This is a genomic window from Trichococcus sp. (genome assembly GCF_055118575.1).
Genome location: NZ_JBSQPW010000003.1, coordinates 39,354 through 61,147, shown reverse-complemented (window position 1 = coordinate 61,147; position 21,794 = coordinate 39,354). Strand labels below are relative to the sequence as shown.

The window sequence follows — 21,794 nt, the reverse complement described above, 5'->3', positions numbered from 1 at the left end:
CATGGTAAAAAAAGGGATCGCCACATTACCCGTCATTGTATCGAATGATAAGGCACTGGAAATTTTCCGGTTATTGGCAGAAGTTAACAGAACGATAGGTGGCATGAAGAGCGAATTTAGCCACTCCATAGTGAAAGATGCCATGGTCAGTATGCTCTCCTTGAACGAATCTGTGCAATCCACCAGAATCGAAGGGACACAAGTGACTTTTCCGGATATGGTTGAAGCACGAGACAATGAGAATTTGAGTTGGGAAATTACAGAAGTGCTGAATTTTCAGAAAGCCTTGCAGCAAGGGGCATCAAGCATCAAAACTGGGAATCCAATCAGCATGGGTTTGATCAAAGTATTGCATCGGACGTTGATGGAGAATGCAAGAGTATCCAATGCATCCGGAGGAGAATTCAGGAAAAATCAGAATTTCATAGGACCAACAAACCGAATAGAAGATGCAGTCTATATTCCTGTGGACGCAAATGAAATTGATGGCTATATGGAGAATTTAGAATTTTTTATTAACGGAACCTCGCATAGTACTTTTAGAAAATTCAACAAAATGGACGGATTCGTTTTTGATGAAGAATGCGATCCAATCATTAAAGCTGCTGTCATGCATGCTCAATTCGAATCGATCCATCCTTTTTTGGATGGCAACGGCAGGTTGGGAAGAATCTTAATCGCCTTAATTGCTATAAAAGAAGATTTAGTGGATGTCCCAGTGTTCTTTGTAAGTGAAGAATTGGAAAAGGAGCGCGCTCGTTACTATGATTTGCTTAATGGTGTTAGAGGGGACAATCCTGATTGGTATGCATGGATTAAGTTCTTCATTACAGCATGTGCCCGAATGACAGACACGCTCTTAAGCAAATTGAAAGCTACAGAGGATTTGGCATTGAAAGGACTGAAATTATGTACGCTTGAGTCGGAGAAAAATATATGGTTATATACTTTTTCTGATCCTTATACAACTGCAGCGCGCGTTGCAGAGAATTTGAGCATGTCCCCTGCAACTGCACGAAAGGGATTGAAAGCTCTATCTGATGCAGGTCTTTTGTACTCGGATGAGAGCACAATCAGGAACAGGAAGTACCGTAACTATGATTTGATGCGGATTTTGGACTGAATATGTATCGATTTGGGCAACAGAGGCTTCTTCGGAGGCCTTTTTTTGTTGTGTAAAACGTTTTCTTTTGGTAAGATATTATTAAAATATTGACATGAATCGAAAAAAACAGGAGGCCTGTAAATGGGAATCAAAATAGGATTGGATGTGGGAATCACTTCAGTCGGTTATGCTGTCTTGCGGACGGATGAAGCTGGGGTTCCTTATAAAATAGAAACATTGAATTCGGTCATCTTTCCGGCTGCGGAAAATCCACAATCGGGCGAGTCTTTGGCAGCGCCACGCAGAGGCAACAGAGGTTCCCGAAGAAGGACACGGCGTACCAAATTCCGTAAATATCGGACGAAACGCCTGTTTATTCGTCATGGTTTATTGACGAGCGAAGAAATCGAGAATATTTTCAATCAAAAATTAGGGCACAAAACAATCTATGAACTGCGGACAGAAGCATTGGATCGGAAGCTTACAAACGAAGAGCTATTCCGGATACTCTATTTTTTTGCGGGACATCGCGGCTTCAAATCGAATCGTAAGGCTGAAATTGTCAATGCAGATGCTGAGACAGGGATGGTGTTGTCAGCCATCAATGAAATCAAAGCAGCATTGGAAGAGGGCACTTACCGTACTTTGGGCGAATATATGCATGCGCATCCTAAATACGAAGAACATAAACGCAACAAGGATGGCAAAGACCGTTATTTGGGTACCGCCCAGAGAGATTTAATCATTGATGAAATCAAACAGATCTTAAATGCGCAACGCGGATTCGGCAATGGGGCTCTTACGGACACGTTCGAACAAGAATTTATCGGTAAGAGTGAAGGCGAAACAGCAGGTATCTTTACTGCCCAACGCGATTTTGATGAAGGCCCGGGCAAAGGCAGTCCTTATGGGGGCGATCAGATTGAGAAGATGATCGGCTGGTGTACGTTCGAGAAAGAAGAACACCGAGCGGCAAAAGGTACTTATACTTTCCAATATTTTGAACTGTTAAGTAAACTGAATAATCTGAAAATTCAAGAATTTGCCGGGGATGACTGGAAGGAATTGAACCCTGATCAAAGACAATTGATCATCGACAAAGCCTTCAGCAAGGATAAGCTGCAATATGCAGAAATCAAAAAATTGTTGAAGTTAGAACCGGAAGCGAAATTCAATTTGTTGTCATATGGCAGCAAGACCGAACAGGACAAAACCGAGAAGACGAACTTCGTCGCCCTGCGCAGTTATGATAAAGTACGCAAGGCGCTCGGCAAGGAAGTCTACGAACCAATGCCAAACAGCCTTAAGGATGAAATCGGAACAATCTTGACCACTTATTCCAGTGACAAGAGCCGACGCAGAGTGTTTGCTGACAGGTTGAGTTTGACGGCTGAACAGGTTGAAGCACTCTTGCCGCTTACGATGACGCAATATGGCCACCTTTCCCTAAAGGCGATGAGAAATATCATCCCTTATTTGGAGATGGGCCTGACCTATGATAAAGCAGCAGAGTCTGCTGGGTATGATTTTAAACATAACGCCATAGACAGAGCCTTTATCCATGAAAATGTGTCCAATCCGGTCGTAAAACGCGCCGTCAGCCAATGTATTAAAGTCGTAAACCAGTTGACCCGCGAGTACGGCAAACCGGATGCGATCAATATTGAGTTCTCTCGTGAGCTCGGAAAAAACTTCGACGAACGAAAAAAGATTGAGAAGAACCAAAAAGAGAACATGGCGCGCAATGAGAGTATCGCCAATGAGCTACGCGAAAATGGCATTGCCGTTAACGGAGAGAACATTACCCGATTGAAGTTGTGGCGAGAACAGGGCAACATGGATCCTTACACTGGCCAATACATTCCTTACGCGGAAATTTTCTTTGGGAATTATGATGTCGACCATATCATTCCCTACAGCATTTCCTTCGATGACAGCTACGGGAATAAAGTGCTAGTAAGCTCTGCGGCGAACCGTGAGAAGGGTAACCGTATCCCGATGGAATATTTGGCTAATGATCCGATCCGTATAAAGAACCTGGAAAATATCGCAAGCACAATCCGCAATTACAACAAACGCGAGAAACTGCTGAAGAAAAAAATGAGTCCTGAAGATGTAGATGGATGGAAATCCCGTAACATCAATGATACGCGATACATCGCCAGACTATTGCGTAACTACTTCAAGCAGAATATCGAATTTTCCGAAAAGGAAAACATCAAAGAAAAAGTTGCCGTCAACAATGGGACTGTAACCGCGCGGATGCGGGCACGATGGGGACTCGGTCCAAAACACCGGAACAATGATAGGCATCATGCGATGGACGCCGTTGTGGTTGGCTGTATGACACCCACATTTGTTCGTAGAGTCACGGTCTACAGCAAACGACAAGAAGTGCGTTTCAACAAATCTTTGTGGAATGAGGGTACCTTGGAATCCGACCTTGCACATATGAGCTTGGAGAAGCGTGAAGAATACGAAAAAATGTTCAGCAAAGCATTTCCGCAACCATGGGAAGGCTTTAGGGATGAGCTGAATGCCCGCCTATCAGATAATCCTAAGGAACTGATTAAGAACATCAAGAACACATTGGGTACCTACACCGATGCAGAAATCGAGAAACTGAAACCGATGTTTGTGGTGAGAAGACCGAATAAGAAAATTACCGGGCCGGCGCATCTGGATACGATCCGTAGCGGGAAATTACTGCATGAAGGTAAAGCAATCAGCCGCGTCAGCATTAGCAAACTCAAATTGAACAAGAACGGAGAAATAGGAACCGGAAATGCGGAATTCTATAAATCCGATGATAACGGTTGGATGCCAGCGTACACTGCGCTGAAGGCTGAGCTTGAGAAGAATGGCGGCAGCGGCGAAAAAGCCTTTCCGGAGGGTGTATTTACCTACACGCAAGAAAACGGACAGATGCATACCGTTCGTAAAGTAAAAGTCGTTCAAAAATCAACTCTTCAAGCTGTGCTGAATAATGGAAAAGCGATGGCAGGTAATGGGCCGTCCATGATTCGCATTGATGTGTTTCGGACATCGAAGAAATATGTTTTCGTTCCTGTGTATGTCAAAGATACCGTTTCTAGAGAATTGCCCAATAAGGGCTGCGTTGCTCATAAAAATTATGAAGATTGGTATGAATTGTCAGAAGAGGATGAGTTTATGTTCTCACTGTATCAAAATGATGTTGTTCGTGTTGAACATAAAAAGGGAATTCCTTTAACATATTATGAAGGAAATGTGGGACAAGAAAAGGTGACCGAATTCATTGGTTACTATAATAGTGCAGATATAGCCAGTGGGAATATTTATATTTTAGGAAATGATAATTCATTTTTTGCCAGGGGTGTTGGAATTGCTACTCTACTAAATATTGAAAAAATGCAAGTAGATTATTTAGGCAATCTTAGCAAAGTAAAAGAAAGAAGTAGACAAACATTTTCTAATATGAAGAGGTGATCGCGATGGGGTTTCGGAATATCTATATTGAAAATCCAGCTCGATTGAGCATTAAAAATCGTCAACTGATTATTTCGCAGGATCAGGATATTTCGATTCCCGTTGACGATATCGATAGCATCGTTATCGATTGTCTACAGTGCACGTTGACGGCTCCGACCATTTCTTTTTTGGCGGAGAACCAAGTCGCTCTTTATACCTGCAATAAGCAACATATGCCCTGTGCCGTATTGACTCCTTTGGGGAACCATTCGCGTAAATTGATTATTTTGCAAAATCAATTGGGCGTTACGAAACGTTTCAAAGATCGGGCATGGCAAAAAATCATCCGGCAAAAAGTGCTGAATCAAGCCAGATGCTTGGAATTGACTTCATCACCCAATGTGGCTGAATTGAATAAATTCGCTGCTGAAGTGCAGGAAGGGGATAAGAGTTTCAAAGAGTCCAGTGCAGCAGCATTGTACTTCAGATCCTTGTTTGATCTCGGCTTTAACCGCAGACATGAAACAATCCATAATGCCGCATTGAATTATGGATATGCTATTGTGCGAGGTGCGATTTCCAGAGATCTTTGTGCATACGGCTTTGAACCAGCATTCGGAATCCACCACCACAACGAATTGAACGCATTCAATCTGGCGGATGACTTGATAGAACCATTCAGGCCCTATGTGGATTTATGGGTTGCGCAAAATATCAATCCGGAAGAGAAAGCTTTGACATCGAATCATAAGCGCGAGTTGGTGTCTTTATTATTCACAGAAGTCAAGATAGACAATGAATTGCATTCCCTCACCAATGCAATCAGAAAAACGGTATCTTCCTATACCAACTGTTGCAGAAATAACTCAACGGCAAATCTGAAACTGCCAGAATTGATTCCGTTGCGACCGCACGAATATGAGTAGCCGATTTATGAGAATGGTGGTTATGTTCGATTTGCCTGTAGAAACGAGAGAACAAAGAAAAATTGCGACCAAATTTAGGAAGTATCTGTTAGATGAGGGATATGTGATGATGCAGTTTTCGGTTTATTACCGAATTTGTAACGGAAAAGACATGGTGAATAAATATCTGCTTCGGCTAGAGGATAATGTTCCGGAAAAAGGATCTGTTCGATTAATTACCTTGACAGAAAAACAATTCAGTGAAATGAAAGTTTTAGTAGGAGGCGTTTCACCTATCGAAGACAAGCTGGATTCCAGTAGTTTGACCGTATTTTAGACACGCCAAAAAGCCCTTCATAGCTGGTATGAAGGGCTTTTTCGCGCGAGACGTTTTAGTTTAGCCGATTTTGTAAGGAAACTATAGCAAGTGGTTGAGCTTATGCTATTGAAGATGCGTTTTAGTTTAGCCGATTTTGTAAGGAAACTATAGCTACCTATCAGCCAACAGAAGAGGAGAAACAGTTTTAGTTTAGCCGATTTTGTAAGGAAACTATAGCTCTGGGCCGATTGTTCTGATTCCCTTGTAAGTTTTAGTTTAGCCGATTTTGTAAGGAAACTATAGCCCCCAAGCAGACATGTTAGCCGAAATAGTAGTTTTAGTTTAGCCGATTTTGTAAGGAAACTATAGCTTGGATGGATTCCATGCTAGTCCCCATCTTGTTTTAGTTTAGCCGATTTTGTAAGGAAACTATAGCAAAGCCTAGGACTTGCGTTTTTTTCGTAAGGTTTTAGTTTAGCCGATTTTGTAAGGAAACTATAGCAAGGGGCAAACGAATTGTACCTACTTACGCGTTTTAGTTTAGCCGATTTTGTAAGGAAACTATAGCACTGTGGGCTACCATTCAAAAAGTTGAAAGGTTTTAGTTTAGCCGATTTTGTAAGGAAACTATAGCATTGCGTGACAACAAAGCGGATGTTGCTGAGTTTTAGTTTAGCCGATTTTGTAAGGAAACTATAGCCATAAACGAAGCGAATCCGTCAATTCTGCGGTTTTAGTTTAGCCGATTTTGTAAGGAAACTATAGCTTACGGGGTATCCAATCTAGTTGTAGCCAAGTTTTAGTTTAGCCGATTTTGTAAGGAAACTATAGCGACCGGAACGGCATGGACACCAATCGGCAAGTTTTAGTTTAGCCGATTTTGTAAGGAAACTATAGCTCAATGATGACGATCTGCCATTCTAGGAGGGTTTTAGTTTAGCCGATTTTGTAAGGAAACTATAGCGATGCGTGTGGCTGCCAATGCCAATTACAAGTTTTAGTTTAGCCGATTTTGTAAGGAAACTATAGCCCTTCAGATATCCAATTTTTGCGCCTAAAGGTTTTAGTTTAGCCGATTTTGTAAGGAAACTATAGCTGTTGCTTTGATACGTTCCATAAAAATAGAGTTTTAGTTTAGCCGATTTTGTAAGGAAACTATAGCCAGTTGGATCTGCAAAATCTGGATATTGCGGTTTTAGTTTAGCCGATTTTGTAAGGAAACTATAGCAAGTCAAGTATTTACGCGTGTTTCCAAGCCGTTTTAGTTTAGCCGATTTTGTAAGGAAACTATAGCCATCTATAGATTTAGTATAATTTCCTACACGTTTTAGTTTAGCCGATTTTGTAAGGAAACTATAGCTGATCGCAACGTGCCTTTTGACCTTTATTGGTTTTAGTTTAGCCGATTTTGTAAGGAAACTATAGCACCAGTTGTAAATGACATTGTTAAATCTGTGTTTTAGTTTAGCCGATTTTGTAAGGAAACTATAGCTATATAAAGATAATTGTACCCACAACCGCAGTTTTAGTTTAGCCGATTTTGTAAGGAAACTATAGCCATCGCCATCGACAATCTATCGACCTTTCAGTTTTAGTTTAGCCGATTTTGTAAGGAAACTATAGCAAACCGGATGGGCAATAGTCAATCGGAAAGGTTTTAGTTTAGCCGATTTTGTAAGGAAACTATAGCAGGCTTGGTAAGCGGACTTAGTCAACGCGAGTTTTAGTTTAGCCGATTTTGTAAGGAAACTATAGCTAGTATATCATATCTCTTCACTTTACAAGCGTTTTAGTTTAGCCGATTTTGTAAGGAAACTATAGCCAAGCCTGCTGTCTGGACAGCCAAGAGCAAGTTTTAGTTTAGCCGATTTTGTAAGGAAACTATAGCCCCTGTATCGCCATCAAAAGATCGCGCTCTGTTTTAGTTTAGCCGATTTTGTAAGGAAACTATAGCGGAAATACAAGCCTTTATCCGTTGGTGCTAGTTTTAGTTTAGCCGATTTTGTAAGGAAACTATAGCCTTACAACGTTGCTGTGTGATGGCAGGCTCGTTTTAGTTTAGCCGATTTTGTAAGGAAACTATAGCGTTAGTCAAAAAGGAGGTGCATAGGTGGCAGTTTTAGTTTAGCCGATTTTGTAAGGAAACTATAGCCAAGAAGATGATGATTTCGTCAGAACGCATGTTTTAGTTTAGCCGATTTTGTAAGGAAACTATAGCTGGTAGCCTGATGTAGTGATGCGAGGAACCGTTTTAGTTTAGCCGATTTTGTAAGGAAACTATAGCGGACAATGTCATAGATTATTCACCCACCCAGTTTTAGTTTAGCCGATTTTGTAAGGAAACTATAGCCAGATATGAGATTGATAATGGGCATTAAATGTTTTAGTTTAGCCGATTTTGTAAGGAAACTATAGCTGTCGATTTCCAGTTCATCGGGATAAATTAGTTTTAGTTTAGCCGATTTTGTAAGGAAACTATAGCCAAGGAAATTCCAAATTCTTTCGCCATATCGTTTTAGTTTAGCCGATTTTGTAAGGAAACTATAGCACAAGTGCAATGATGAAAGAGCGAGAACAAGTTTTAGTTTAGCCGATTTTGTAAGGAAACTATAGCCGCTTACGCTAGTCTTTTTGTAATCGGACGGTTTTAGTTTAGCCGATTTTGTAAGGAAACTATAGCGCCTTGTTTGATATATTTGCCTTCCGTTCCGTTTTAGTTTAGCCGATTTTGTAAGGAAACTATAGCTAAAGTGTATGACGATTTAATCGGAAAAGGGTTTTAGTTTAGCCGATTTTGTAAGGAAACTATAGCTGATAGGCTGGGTTCCTGAGCTTCCGATAGGTTTTAGTTTAGCCGATTTTGTAAGGAAACTATAGCCATGTTCCAATTCTTTTCTGACATCGTGACGTTTTAGTTTAGCCGATTTTGTAAGGAAACTATAGCTTATACTCGCTCTACTAGTGGTGGCGTTTAGTTTTAGTTTAGCCGATTTTGTAAGGAAACTATAGCAATTATTGACACAAGTTGATTATTTGTCCAGTTTTAGTTTAGCCGATTTTGTAAGGAAACTATAGCCTTCCATCGCTTATCTGATCCGAGCGACAGGTTTTAGTTTAGCCGATTTTGTAAGGAAACTATAGCGTCAGGTGCAGCTTGGTCATGCGACACTGTGTTTTAGTTTAGCCGATTTTGTAAGGAAACTATAGCTAGAAGGCCAGAGCGAATTGACGCTTGTCGGTTTTAGTTTAGCCGATTTTGTAAGGAAACTATAGCTCTGGTTGTAATAATCAATTACCCCTTGAAGTTTTAGTTTAGCCGATTTTGTAAGGAAACTATAGCATCACAGCAATTACCTCGTCGATCGCTTGGGTTTTAGTTTAGCCGATTTTGTAAGGAAACTATAGCAAATTACTGCAGCTGCTCCTACTGTTTTGGGTTTTAGTTTAGCCGATTTTGTAAGGAAACTATAGCCCATAAAGCCATCTGTCTTTCTCCGGTACTGTTTTAGTTTAGCCGATTTTGTAAGGAAACTATAGCCAAGGATGCTATCAACCTTACAACGGGTGAGTTTTAGTTTAGCCGATTTTGTAAGGAAACTATAGCCTTGTACTTTACGATTCCATCCTGAATCTGTGTTTTAGTTTAGCCGATTTTGTAAGGAAACTATAGCTCAAACGCGGAAACCTGCCGCCAACACATCGTTTTAGTTTAGCCGATTTTGTAAGGAAACTATAGCGCCTTGTTCTATTGCTCTATAAAATAAAGACTAGCAATATTCCTTCACAGAGAGAATTGCTAGTCTTAATTTACAGCGCTTGTTTCAATCACAAGGGCACTTTTCCAATTTTCGCTTAGTCCATTTAAGGGGTAGTTTACAATCCCTGTGTTGTCATTCAAAATCTCTTCTAAATTATCCATGAACAGATTCCATTCAGACTTTACTTGAAGGGAATGGAATGAGAGAAGGGATTTTAGAACAAGTAAAGCCACGAAGAGAGTGTTTTTCTCTCCATTAGTAACACCATAATACTTCATGTCTTCCTTTTTTAATTTCGGAAGAACAATATATTTCTTCCCATAAAAACGGCTATGGTGTGCGGATATATTCCGAAGGTAACGAGATACTGAGACCCAGCTAAGGACAAATTTTCGATTTTCCCGCCCGAAAACCCTGTCCGACCATTCATTTCGATAATCAGTGTTCAATACAGAGAGGAATGTATCGACTTGGCCGAAGGTGAGCTCTTCCACTAAGACCCAAATAGGAATGCAGCCATTCCGCTGCTTGAAATGGTGCTCAATGAACGGTTCCTTGCTCTTATAGAGTGCCACAGCAAAGCTTTCCATTGTTTCAAGATAGGTTTTGTGGGAGTTATAGAGGGCAGGATCGAGATAGCATTCCGCCTTTGCATATTCAGCACTTTCATATATGTGACTGAGGTGATAGGCGACACTTGTTTTGATCCATTTCTCAATTCGAGAGGTAAAATAGTGGATTTCTCTGCGCAGGAATTCATCAATTTGGTAAATTCGCAGAGCATCCGTGAAGGTATGCTTCTCTTCTTGACAAGGGAGAAGTTTCGGAAAGATGGAAAAGTTGTAATAGTTATTGTACTGGAAGAATTCTTGAGCCATCTGCTTTTCTTCTTCTGTGAAGGACAAGTTATGACCTTCATCCTCTCCATATAGGATTGTTATAAAATTTTCCAACGTGGAGGGGACCTTCATCCATTCTCCTACATCCTTGCTTTTTTTGAAGTATCTTGGGCGGTTCTGGTATTTTTCGATTGCCGATACGACTTGTTGGTAGGTTTCAAAAAAATAAGTCAAGCTAATCCACATCCTATTCGCTCAAAAAAAAAGACCTACCCTGGTCCGCTATTGGCCTTTCGATCAAGGAAGCGTGGTAAGTTCTAGTGGAATTATATTAACATGTCAGGCTAAAAATAGCAACCTTTTAGGCTCGTAAAACCTACTAACCGAGAGGGATGAGAAGGAAGGTTTCCCGTATCAGAAAGAGGCCTGCTGAGGAAATACGAAAAGGAACAGGCTACTCGTCCTGCTCCTTAGGTAAAAAGTTCCATTGTTTAGCCGTGTTTCTGGCGATTCATGAAGTCCCTGATATAATCAGTCGGAAAGAGCCTTTCCTTAAACATTAGGGCTAGGGAGAGTGCAATCTGGATGCAGGCAATCACAGCGGTCACGATATGCAGCACCTCAATGGTCCGGATCATCAACACCTGAATGAGCAGCCAAATCACCAACACCCCACCGGTGAAAAAGCTGATATAGGCTTGATAATGCGAGCGGAACAGAATAGAGGCGGCAGCGACCAATTGCCCAAGGCCAATGACAATGAAAAGCAGCAGTCCGGGAATCAGAAAAGTATCGAAAGGGGAATTGACCAGCATATCGGTAGAGATGCCAAATGGGTCCAAAGGTCGCGAGATGGCAGCCCAACCGCCAAAAAAGGCGAAGATAGCCACTAACAGATGGAGTAGAAACAAGGATATTTTAATTATTATCATGGTACTCCATCCTTCAGGGAAGCGTACTGTCAAAAATCCCTGACAGACGTGAACTGTTGCCTTATTTTCTCATTTGATTGGGACAACGAAAAAAATGAAGGGCATAGCGTTGGGAACGGGAGACATTTGACAAAGAAGAGGGCGCTTTTATCCGGTTTCTTTCCTGCTTCAGTTTACCATAAACAGTCTTTTCCATAAATTATCAAGCAAGCCCAAAGTGAGTTGAAGGCTTCATAGCTTGCATACCCGTACTTCATAGAACACGCGTTCTTGAATATGCGCGCAAATAGACGTATACTAAGAGCGTATATTGCACAGTGACTTGGAAAGGGGGAACGTCCAAGATGTTTGAATTCGTAAATAAAATATTCAAAAATAAGCAAATGACCGAAGAGAAAAAATTATCGATCATCGAGTTGGTGAAGAACGAGGAGTCCTTCATCAATCCAAGAGATCTCATCAAAGAGCAGAGCGCTCTAAAAAAAGCTGAAACGAAAGCTGTAAAGGAATCATGGATCAGCTACGTTTCGCCTCAAGTAAGACTGAATGAAAATTTGACAGGACAAGTGGAGGCTGTGGTAGGTGCCTTATTTGAAATCTTGTGTACTGTCGTTGACGTCGAATTCAAGAAGAAGCGCAAAAATATCAAACATGTGAAATATGAACGCTACTATTACCGCGTCACTATCTTTGACGAAATTCATCGGTTGGCCAGAGAAGTGGTATTTTCATTTTATAGACAGGACAATATGCACCCAGATGCCTATTTTTCCTATGATCTGCAAGCCATGTTGTCCAGGGATATCCAAAAAATCCTTGCCCGCGAGGTTGAGGAGTACCGCAAATATTTGCCTGCTCCGGATGAAGAGACAAGAACGCGATTTGGCTTGACGCAGTTCGGAACCAAAATCGTCTGGTGGGACCCATCAGGGGTGCTTCGGGATAAACAAATTTTTGATGGGATTGAAATGGCGTATTTCGATCACCTAAGGAAAAGGGCGACGCGGTTTACGGAAATACCGGCTGTCATGAGCCTGTGCTTGTCGAAATACGTGGAACTTTTGCAGCTCGTATTGCATGATCTGGAGGAGGATTCCATCAAATGGAAGGTCAAACCCAATAATTATTTCCGGAAATATTTCCGTTTGCCGCTGGATGATGGTCGTGTCTGGGCGGAAACGTTCCGGTTGCCAACGGATCTGTACATCCTGGCAGAGAACGCTGTCCGCCGCGAAGTGGAAGGGCTGCGCGTACTGCCTGATGAAGAAAGTCTGCAGACTTTGGCGCAGTATCTTCCGGATGAGACGTTTCGGAAACTGCAAGACTGTCTGAAGCAGAAAGTTGAGATCGAGCTGGATTATCCGACCATTGCAGCCTTGCGCAACGTAAACAAGACCGTTTGGCATGAGGCTGCAAACTTGTTTATCCGCCAATCGGTCGAGCAAGTGGGCAGTGTTCTTTGTGAAGTGGCAGAGGATCCGGACTTGAAAAAGATAGCCGCGAAGGTGATCAAACAGAGTGAGGATCCGGAAAAGCGCATCCTGTTTATTTGCCTGATGGAACGCATGGAGTTGTCGATTTCAAGAGCGTTGCAAAAAGAACGGGATGGCTTCATTCATCCGACCAGACAGGCCGATTATCAGCAGTTATTGCTTAATGCCGATCTTACTATCGAAAATTTGCCCGAGCTTTTGAGGGAATGCACGCAACCGCCGCGCAGAGAAATCAAACTGGACACAGCCTTGATCAGCGCCTCGCACTCGGCCCTGGATACAATCATTGATATGGTTGACACTTATTTGGGGGAAGAGGCAGCCATCGAGCCGGGTTTTGTTGGCGAGATCGATCTGTCGTCGGACGTAGAGGTAAAAGAATCGCAAAGTGCCGCCGCTATTATGGAAGAATCCGAAGAAACAGCAATCACTGAGCCTGACAATGACCAGGATTCTGAGCAAATGGCATTCCTGAGACACTTGGTGGCAAATGATGGAATCTCTCTGGATGATTTCAAGGAACAGGCAAAAAATAATGGCAAGCTCCATCACGCATACCTCACGGAATTGAATGAGGTGTTGTATGAAGTGTTTGATGATCAAGTGCTGGTAATCAGCCAGCAGCAAGTTATCATCGAGGAGGATTTTATGGAAGAAATGAGGGAATGGCTATATGGCTGAAAGCAAGTTGAGAAAGAAAGATGCCCAGACAATTATCGCCTCGCTTGAGGCAGGGGTTGTGCCGGTAAAAGGGGTCCAGCACGTGTTGGTCGGCAGAAGCAACGAAGTCAAGGAGATCATCGATACCTTACAAAACTTGGAAGACGGCAATAGTGATCTGCGGTTTTGGGTAGGCGATTTCGGATCGGGCAAAAGTTTTGTTTTGCGGACGATTGAATCATTGGCGCTGCAAAAGAACTTTGTTGTCTCCACAATCGACTTGACTCCGACGCGCCGTTTTTATGATTCCTCCGGGAAAGCTTTGGCGCTCTATAACGAAGTCGTCAACAAGATCGTCATCAAGAATAACCGCGACGGAAATGCCATCGAAACGATCGTCCAGCAATGGATCCAGGTGCTGCTCGAGCAACTTGCCGCGGAAAACGCCCTCACCGTTCCTGAATTGATGGAAAAGACCCATTGGAAATTGGTGGAGAACGCCATCCTGAAGACGACCAATTCCTTCTATTCATCGGGGCTGTCTTATGAATTCGGGCAAGCGTTGATGAAATATTTTGAAGGAATCGCAGGCGATAATATGTCTTTGCAGATCGAGGCGATTCGTTGGATCCGCGGAGATATCACGACAAAAACGGAAGCCTCTAAGGAATTGGGCATCAAGAATGTCATCAACGACTCAAACTACCTCATCGCCTTGAAAAATCTGGCAGAATTGTTTTTGAAAATCGGCTACAAGGGATTCGTCATCAATTTTGATGAATCCGTCAATCTGTACAAATTGCCGCGTGCACTGACCCGTGAAAAAAATTATGAAATGATCCTCAATCTGTACAACGAAACCAAAACAAACGAAGCAAAAGGGCTGTTCGTCAACTTCGGCGCCACCAAGAACACGGTTTACGATGAACGTCGAGGACTGGCCAGCTATGGGGCTTTGAAGACGCGCTTCGGGAACGAATTGATGAAAAATAAAGACTATGTCAATGTCAACAGCACTGTCATCGATCTGAAGCCGCTGACGCCGGAAGAAATTTTTATCCTTTTGACCAAGTTATTGGAAATATACAATACGGCTTACCAAACGAAGCTGTCTGTTAAGGACAGCGAAATTCAGCAATACATGGAAGACCAGCTGAACCGGCCCGGAGCTGCGGCGTTCTTGACGCCACGTTCCGTCATCAAGGACTATATCGAAATTCTGTCCTTGCAACGCCAGAATCCGGATCATGCTTTTTCCGATATCCTTGCTGATCGATTCGGCAGAAAAGCTCCTGCTGTTGTGAAGGATGCAGATGATCACGATGAAATAGAGGTTTACTGATGCAGGCATTTGACAGTCTCAGCCGAGATATCCAACAGTATATTTATGATAAAGGCTGGCCAAGCTTAACAAATATTCAAAGTGCGGCCATCAAACAAGTTACCAATACCGATCATAACCTGATTTTGTCCGCTCCAACGGCATCCGGGAAAACGGAAGCAGCATTCATTCCGGCATTGAACAGTGTCGAAGATTGGGAAACGGGGCTGAAGGTGTTGTACGTTTCGCCTTTGAAAGCTCTGATCAATGATCAGTTTCAGCGCATCAGCGAGCTCAGTGAATATTTAGATATTCCGATCACACGCTGGCATGGAGAAGTTTCCCAAGCACAGAAAAAAAAGGTTGTGAATCAACCGAAAGGCATTCTATTGATTACGCCGGAATCGATCGAAGGGATGCTGGTGAATCGGCCGGGTGAGGCGGAGCACCTCTTTAAAGGGGTGGAATGGATCATCATCGATGAACTCCATAGTTTTCTGGGGACGGAACGGGGCATTCATCTGCAGTCGCTGCTGCAGCGGATCAGCCGATTCATGCAAGCACCGCGCTTCATTGCGATGAGCGCGACCCTGAATAAAACAGATTTTAGCTATGCGAAAGCCTTCTTCGGCAGTCCACGCCATACGGATATCCTCGCGGACCGCGTCAAAAACGACCTGCTTATCACAATTGATTATACGAGCGGCGAGTCTGGGCCACTCGTCGCCAGGGAATCTTTGGCAGCCATCTACCAGTATTCCAAAACCGAAACGATGCTGATTTTTCCGAATTCCCGCAATCGGGTGGAAGAAATCACCCATAAGTTGGATAAGATGGCAAAAAAAGAGAACGCACCGATCCGCTATTTTGCCCATCATTCATCGGTGGACAAACTGTTGCGTGAAGAAGTGGAATTTTTTGCGAAAAACAATGAGGATCAGCTGTTCACGATTACCTGTACCTCCACCTTGGAACTGGGAATCGACATCGGCTCCGTGGACAGCGTCGTGCAGTACGGCTCCCCTCCATCTACCTCTTCGCTCAGCCAAAGACTGGGACGCAGCGGACGGAGAACCCATCAAAGCATCCTGCACATTGTAGAAGATGACTCATGGGAAATGCTGCAGACCTATGCTGCACTGGATTTGCTCGAGCGGGGCGAACTGGATGCCACAGAAATGATTGAAACACCTTATAATGCATTGGCGCACCAGGTTATGGCGATACTCTTCCAAAAAGTCAGCATTCCGCTGGAACAACTTTTGCAGTTGAATAAACATTTTCCGGTTTGGTCAGTAATTTCGGATCCGGACCTGGCGCTGTTGATTGACTATATGATTGAAAAAGATTTCATTGAAATCATGGATGATGAGGCAATCGTCGGTCTGGAGGGAGAGCGTCTGCTGCGTTCCCGGGATTTCTACGCGCTGTTTTTCACGACCAGTGATTTTTCTGTGCATTATCAACACGAGCGCATCGGTAGTTTGCCGTTCACACCGGAAATCCAAATCGAAAGCAAAATTCTGTTGGCGGGCCGGGTGTGGATTGTGAAAGATATCGATGTCAAGGCAAAACGCATCCAGGTGGAAAGGACGAAAGAGGGAAAACCTCCGAAATTCATCAGCGACGAAGGGTTCGTTTCCAATGAAGTGCGGGAAAATATGGAAAAGTTACTGCGGACGGGCGAGTACCTGAATCTGAACAACGATAAGATTACGCGCGACTTTGACTTTCTGAAAAGTGCACTCTACTTTGATGCAGGCAATTATTGGTTAGAGGATAATCAGACCAATATCGGCATCGTGACGTTCAAAGGGACCAAGTTCAATATCGCCTTGTTGCTGCTCATCAAGAGCATCGTCGGTGAGGGGGAGAAGTATCAATTGCACGATAAGCATTCCCTGATCACCGGTCCAGACTTGAAAAGAATCATGCAAAGGCTGACGGATGAGGATGTTTCTTTGGACACCGTTGCGGCCTATCTGGATAGAAACGAGAAGGCCATTGAAGAATTGACGGTCCATCAAAAATTCATGCATTTGGTTCCCAAAAGCTTGAGAATCAAGTGGATCCTGAATAACTTCTTTTCGGTTTGAATGCGGACGCGCTCCGCATGGGCTGTGCTCCGGCGAACGGAGGATTCGCCGGAGTTGGGCAGTCGTTTGAGGGTGCCTTCTCCGATGACCAAGGCTTCGTCGGAGGTGTGGCTGAAAGTTACCGATGAACCCCTGTGAGCGTGGCTTCACCGGAGCATGGGGTATGTTTGGAATTGTTAGGATCCAGTCACACCAAATAAATCAACAAAAATCCGCCGATCTGATAGCTCAGTCTGGCGGATTTTTTTGTCTTGCTCCGGCGAACGGAAGCTTCGCCGGAGTTGAGCAGTCGTTTGAGGGTGCGTTCTCCGATGATCAAGGCTTCGTCGGAGGTGCGGTCGAAGGTTACCGATGAACTCCGGCGAGCCGGGCTTCACCGGAGGAGGGGACCCAATCCCCCAATCCCAAAAGCTCTTCTCCGGTGGGCGGTCATCATTGCCCAATTCTTATCAATTCCTTACTCCACAAAATACCCGCGCAGCTCATCGCTGACTTTCGGCAAGTACTCGTGTCCGTACTCCGGTAGTGTGATCAGCTGTTTCTTTGCGGTGATGTTGTTGTAGGTGGCCATCTGCGTGATCGGCGGAACGACCGTATCCTGCAGCCCGATGACCCAGCAGACTTCGGCTTGGATGCGCGGTGCGAAATGTTGGATGTCGATATATTCCAATGTATCGAAGATTTCTTTTTCGCGCTTATGCAGCGGATCGCGGAACTGGAACCAGTACGGAATCTCTTCGAAGGCGGAAGTCTGGGCGCCGAGCGCATAGGCTTTGCGGTAGTCGGATAGGAAAGGGTAGGTGACGTAAACACGGTAAAGATCCGGAACCAAGCCGGCACAAGCAATCGTCAGGCCTCCGCCTTGGGAAGCGCCTTGCGCATAGATCCGCTTCTCATCAACAAAATCCAACGATTTGAGGATGCGCGCTGCATGGGCAGTATCCAGAAAAACTTGCCGATAGTAGAGGTTTTCTTTGCCTTCTTCCATGCCGCGGATGATCAATCCTTTCAGGACGCCGCCTTTCGTCTGCGTGCGGTCCTCGGAAAGCCCACCTTGCCCCCTGGCGTCCATCGCCAATACGACGAAACCTTCCGCCACCCAACCGACTTTATCCTGGAAATCACCGGAATCACCATGGTAGCCGTGGAATTGCAGCATCCCTTTCAGTTTCATGCCGGCTGTAAATTTGGGCGTCACGAGTTGGCAATGCACTTCCGCGCCACCGACGCCGATGAACGTCAGATGATAGAAAGTTGCGACTTGTGAGGGGACAGCCGCTATCTCCAATTTGTACTCGAGCGGAAGTCTCTCCATTTCACGCAAACCTTCTTCCCAAAAAACATCGAAATCATGCGGGCGTATCCCGCTGCCTTGATAATCCTTATAATCCATCTTCCATCCTCCAACTATTTTTTTGAAACAAGTTTAAAATTTTACAAAAACATCATGTACCCAAAAATTAGACACATCAGTTCTTTACAAAACTATCTTAATGATGAATAATGATGATACCGCATACATTAATAAATATATACTTTTGTAACGGTATGTCAATACGTAAAGGAGAAGATCATGGATTTTATCAAAGGGGTTACGTTCGGATTTATGTAGAAACGGGTTAGCAAGTGTCAGGTGTGATCAGTGAACTTTTTTAGAGGAGGTCATTTTATTGATGAAGAAAATTATCCGGCGAGTAGGCGCAGTATTTTTAGGTGTTTCTTTGTGTGTAAGTTATTTGGATACGGTTGTTCCCTTGGTTGCGGCAGAAGAAACTACTTCACAAGATCGGCTATGGGATTTTTCTGAAGGGACACAAGGGTGGGTCTTTGATGGTAGTTGGGCTGGAGATGGTTACCATGGCACAAGTGGGTATAGTCATGATCTGCTCAATGGCAGACTGCAAGTCGATATCGATTTTTCGCAAGATAGCTCCAATGGGTGGAGTCAGCCAGGCATCAGTTTTTCAAACGGAACAGGGATTGATTATTCAAAGTTCAGCACTCTTACTTTCGATTTTTTTTATGATTCAACAGCGTACACAACGGGGCAGATCACGCTTAAGGCCAATTCCGGTAGTATTTTTCAGGAACAGATGGTAGGACTGAATAATCTATCCACTGAAGACATCGGTGAAAACATTAAAAAGGCTACCGTAACGTTTAAAATCGATCCTACCTATGCGAAAGTAGAAACTCCTGAAAAACTGATGCTATTGATTGTAGGGAACAATACAGATTACAAAGGGAGCTTATGGTTCGATAATATCCGACTGTCGTCTCCTGTAGTCGAAGATAGCTACGTAGATGCAACAGTGACGGCAGAAAGTCAAACGAATCTTTTAGGACAAAGTGAGATGCTTACTATAAATAACCAAATCATTCCGTATGCTGAAAGTATTCAACTTACAGATTCTAAAGCCAATGATGCCACCAAGGCGCTTTATCAATATCTCAAAGCAGTTGGTGAATCAAATGCAGTCATTTATGGACACATGGAGGATACCGTATTAAAAGCTGGAACAAATGAGTTGACTTATTCGGACACTAAAGATCTGACTGGTTCTATTTCCGGAATAAACGGTCTGGACTGTGGCAATTTGTTTGAAGGATTTGCAGAGAAATATAATAATCGTCACCCGCAAAATCCGCAAATCCCAGAAAACACAGAAGGAAATATCAGAGCTGCGGCGCTGTTCACAAATGAGACCATTGAAGAAGGTGGTGTGATGACACTTTCTGCACATATGCCAAATTTTGCTTTTGCAACTACGGAAAACGCTTCAGCAGAGAAAACCTATGATCGATATGATTATACTCCGGCAGATTCATATAATCTTAAAGGGAATACTATGAATCAAATCCTGCCAGGTGGTCAATACCATGAACAATTCACTGCTTACCTAGATATGATTGCAGAGTATGCGAAGCAAGTGGATGGGCCCATTCTTTTTCGGCCTTTTCATGAAAATACTGGAAGCTGGTTTTGGTGGGGGAAGGCATTCAGTGATACTGAAACATATAAGAGTGTGTTCAAGTATACTGTAGAATACCTACGTGATATCCAAAATGTACACAACTTGCTGTATGTATATGGTCCAGGGTCTGAAGCTGCTACGCTAGATGAATATGGTGAAAGATACCCAGGAGATGACTATGTCGACATGATCGGATTTGATACATACGATTCCAATCCTGTTCCGGATGAAGAAGGCTATTCTTTTCAGACTAATTTCGAAAATTCGGTCAAACTTACCGACACGTTTGCAAAACAGCATGGAAAACTATTTGCGGTGACGGAAATCGGTATTTTAGGCATGCAAGATTCAGGAAACAGGCGCCCTTACTGGTTCACTGAAATTCTTGATATCCTTTCAAAGGATGCATATGACTGCAGTTTTTTTATGACCTGGACGAATTATTCTGATAAAAGTTTTTACACGCCCTATGTTGCATCGGTAAATGAGGATGGAACACTGCATGGGCATGAATTGATGGATCCTTTTATTGAATTCTACAATAATAAGAAGAGCATCTTTGCCTCCGATCAAAAAGCTGCTCTTTCCTTACAGCCAATCCAACCAATAGTAATGGAAAATGGCCAAATAAGTGGATATTTCACACAACCGATTGCTGGAACCCGAATTCTCGAAGAAACCCTCGTGAACGCACGTTTGACTATGGAAAATACAATGGCTACCATAAGCGTATCCAATGGGACGCTGGAAATACCCCTCGATACACATGTTGATGGTAAAGTTGCTGGAGCTGTAATAACAAATGAAATTCTTGCGCAACTGGGTGAATCCGTTAATGGTAAAATAATATTGTATGCTGACAATGCAGTGATGCAAGAAATTCCGATTTTGTTCAATATTCCTGAGAAAGAGAAGGATGCGTTGTTGGTTGACGACTTTGAATCCTATTTCGGTGAGTCCACATTGCTGAATAGTAGCTGGGCTGTGAATAAGGACAGCGGGAGTAATTTGGTTATCTCGTTATCAACAGACAACGTTTTGGAAGGTGATTACTCTCTGGAGTTCTCTTATGATGAGACCGTGACAGGTTGGGCTGGCATTACTATGGCAAAAGAGGCTGATTGGTCCACGTCTGATGCCTTGCAATTCTGGGTAGTTCCAGATGGGAAAAATCAAAAAACAGTCATTCAGATCAATACGGCAGATGGAGGATCGTACGAAGCGTATCTTAACAATTATAAAGCATATGCTTCTGTTACCGAAGCGCTACTTGTAACCCTTCCGTTTTCAGAATTTCTGGATAAAAGGACTCAAGCTCCACTCACAAGTGAAGCAGCAAGCCAAGTGACGAATATTGGACTTTGGATGAATGCTATTGGAGATTCTGCAGCCATCAAGGACGGCCGAGTCAGTGGGACAATTTATTATGACAAAATTATGGCAGTATCTTCCGAGAGTATAGAAGCTTCATTTCAGACAAGGGAAGCTGTTTCAATCGACGAGATGACTATCGAAGCGCTTGAGAACGCAGTCGATGATGCCAATGGATTAGTAAAAAAAGAATATACAAAGGAAAGTTGGAAAGCTTTCAAGGTAGCTTTAAAAAATGCTGAAAAACTAATAAAAAATGAATCAGCAGAAAAAGAAGCGCTTTGGCATACGTTGGAATCATTACAGGACACTATAGAAGATCTGGTTAAAATTAACTAAGGTAAACAGCCTAAGAAATGCTATTGCTTCTATCAAATAAATAGAAATATACCTTTACTTTTAAAAGTATATATGTTATATTATTGGTGTGGTTGAGAGAAATTAAAAGGTAATAATCGTTTCAGTTTGTCGATTCATCAGAAAAGGGGGAACAAAAAAAGGGTAGTTTTGATCATCAGTGCTGAAAAAGAAGACACAGAGGATTTCATTTTTCGCGAACAATTGACTTTG

General features: G+C 43.1%; 11 protein-coding genes and 1 CRISPR repeat array. Of the genes, 8 read left to right on the top strand and 3 right to left on the bottom strand.

Annotated elements, in window-relative coordinates; genetic code table 11:
* The first annotated feature begins 1 nt into the window (after window position 1).
* From ACTCCX_RS01415 to cas2, 4 genes are all read left to right on the top strand, one after another.
* Entirely contained in the window at window positions 2–1,123 is a 1,122-nt protein-coding gene (locus ACTCCX_RS01415) for a Fic family protein (RefSeq protein ID WP_463274379.1), read from the top strand.
* Between the two features lie 123 nt (window positions 1,124–1,246).
* Entirely contained in the window at window positions 1,247–4,573 is a 3,327-nt protein-coding gene (gene cas9 / locus ACTCCX_RS01410) for a type II CRISPR RNA-guided endonuclease Cas9 (RefSeq protein ID WP_463274378.1), read from the top strand.
* A gap of 5 nt (window positions 4,574–4,578) precedes the next feature.
* Entirely contained in the window at window positions 4,579–5,481 is a 903-nt protein-coding gene (gene cas1 / locus ACTCCX_RS01405) for a type II CRISPR-associated endonuclease Cas1 (RefSeq protein WP_463274377.1), read from the top strand.
* Window positions 5,482–5,488: 7 nt separating this feature from the next.
* On the top strand, window positions 5,489–5,797 hold the full coding sequence (cas2, locus tag ACTCCX_RS01400) for a CRISPR-associated endonuclease Cas2 (protein ID WP_463274376.1): 309 nt from the start codon (window positions 5,489–5,491) through the stop codon (window positions 5,795–5,797).
* Window positions 5,798–5,849: 52 nt separating this feature from the next.
* A CRISPR array of direct repeats spans window positions 5,850–9,516; the repeat unit is 36 nt; unit sequence GTTTTAGTTTAGCCGATTTTGTAAGGAAACTATAGC.
* Window positions 9,517–9,581: 65 nt separating this feature from the next.
* Here the strand turns inward: cas2 and ACTCCX_RS01395 are convergent.
* Together ACTCCX_RS01395 and ACTCCX_RS01390 are read right to left on the bottom strand one after the other, a co-directional pair.
* A complete protein-coding gene (locus ACTCCX_RS01395) occupies window positions 9,582–10,610 on the bottom strand; it encodes an Abi family protein (protein ID WP_463274375.1) in 1,029 nt (342 codons plus the stop codon).
* Between the two features lie 257 nt (window positions 10,611–10,867).
* The gene (locus tag ACTCCX_RS01390; protein ID WP_463274374.1) at window positions 10,868–11,308 is read right to left on the bottom strand and encodes a hypothetical protein; all 441 of its coding nucleotides are present in this window, start codon (window positions 11,306–11,308) and stop codon (window positions 10,868–10,870) included.
* A gap of 344 nt (window positions 11,309–11,652) precedes the next feature.
* Between ACTCCX_RS01390 and ACTCCX_RS01385 the strand changes: the two genes are divergently transcribed.
* From ACTCCX_RS01385 to ACTCCX_RS01375, 3 genes are read left to right on the top strand one after another with little or no spacing between them, the layout of a single operon-like run.
* Window positions 11,653–13,482 carry a tellurite resistance TerB C-terminal domain-containing protein gene (locus ACTCCX_RS01385; protein WP_463274373.1) on the top strand — a complete coding sequence of 610 codons (1,830 nt, stop codon included), beginning with the start codon at window positions 11,653–11,655 and terminating at the stop codon, window positions 13,480–13,482.
* A complete protein-coding gene (locus ACTCCX_RS01380; protein ID WP_463274372.1) occupies window positions 13,475–14,803 on the top strand; it encodes a BREX system ATP-binding domain-containing protein in 1,329 nt (442 codons plus the stop codon). The genes ACTCCX_RS01385 and ACTCCX_RS01380 overlap by 8 nt, the downstream gene beginning before the upstream one ends.
* The gene (locus ACTCCX_RS01375) at window positions 14,803–16,878 is read left to right on the top strand and encodes a DEAD/DEAH box helicase (protein ID WP_463274371.1); all 2,076 of its coding nucleotides are present in this window, start codon (window positions 14,803–14,805) and stop codon (window positions 16,876–16,878) included. The genes ACTCCX_RS01380 and ACTCCX_RS01375 overlap by 1 nt, the downstream gene beginning before the upstream one ends.
* A 457-nt stretch (window positions 16,879–17,335) precedes the next feature.
* Here the strand turns inward: ACTCCX_RS01375 and ACTCCX_RS01370 are convergent, their stop codons facing one another.
* Window positions 17,336–18,271 (bottom strand): acetylxylan esterase, encoded by a 936-nt coding sequence (locus tag ACTCCX_RS01370; RefSeq protein ID WP_463274370.1) that lies wholly within the window; start codon window positions 18,269–18,271, stop codon window positions 17,336–17,338.
* Window positions 18,272–18,551: 280 nt separating this feature from the next.
* On the opposite strand from ACTCCX_RS01370, the gene ACTCCX_RS01365 reads away from it, so the two are divergent.
* Window positions 18,552–21,563, top strand: a complete 3,012-nt coding sequence (locus ACTCCX_RS01365) for a glycosyl hydrolase (RefSeq protein ID WP_463274369.1) — start codon at window positions 18,552–18,554, stop codon at window positions 21,561–21,563.
* Window positions 21,564–21,794: the final 231 nt, after the last annotated feature.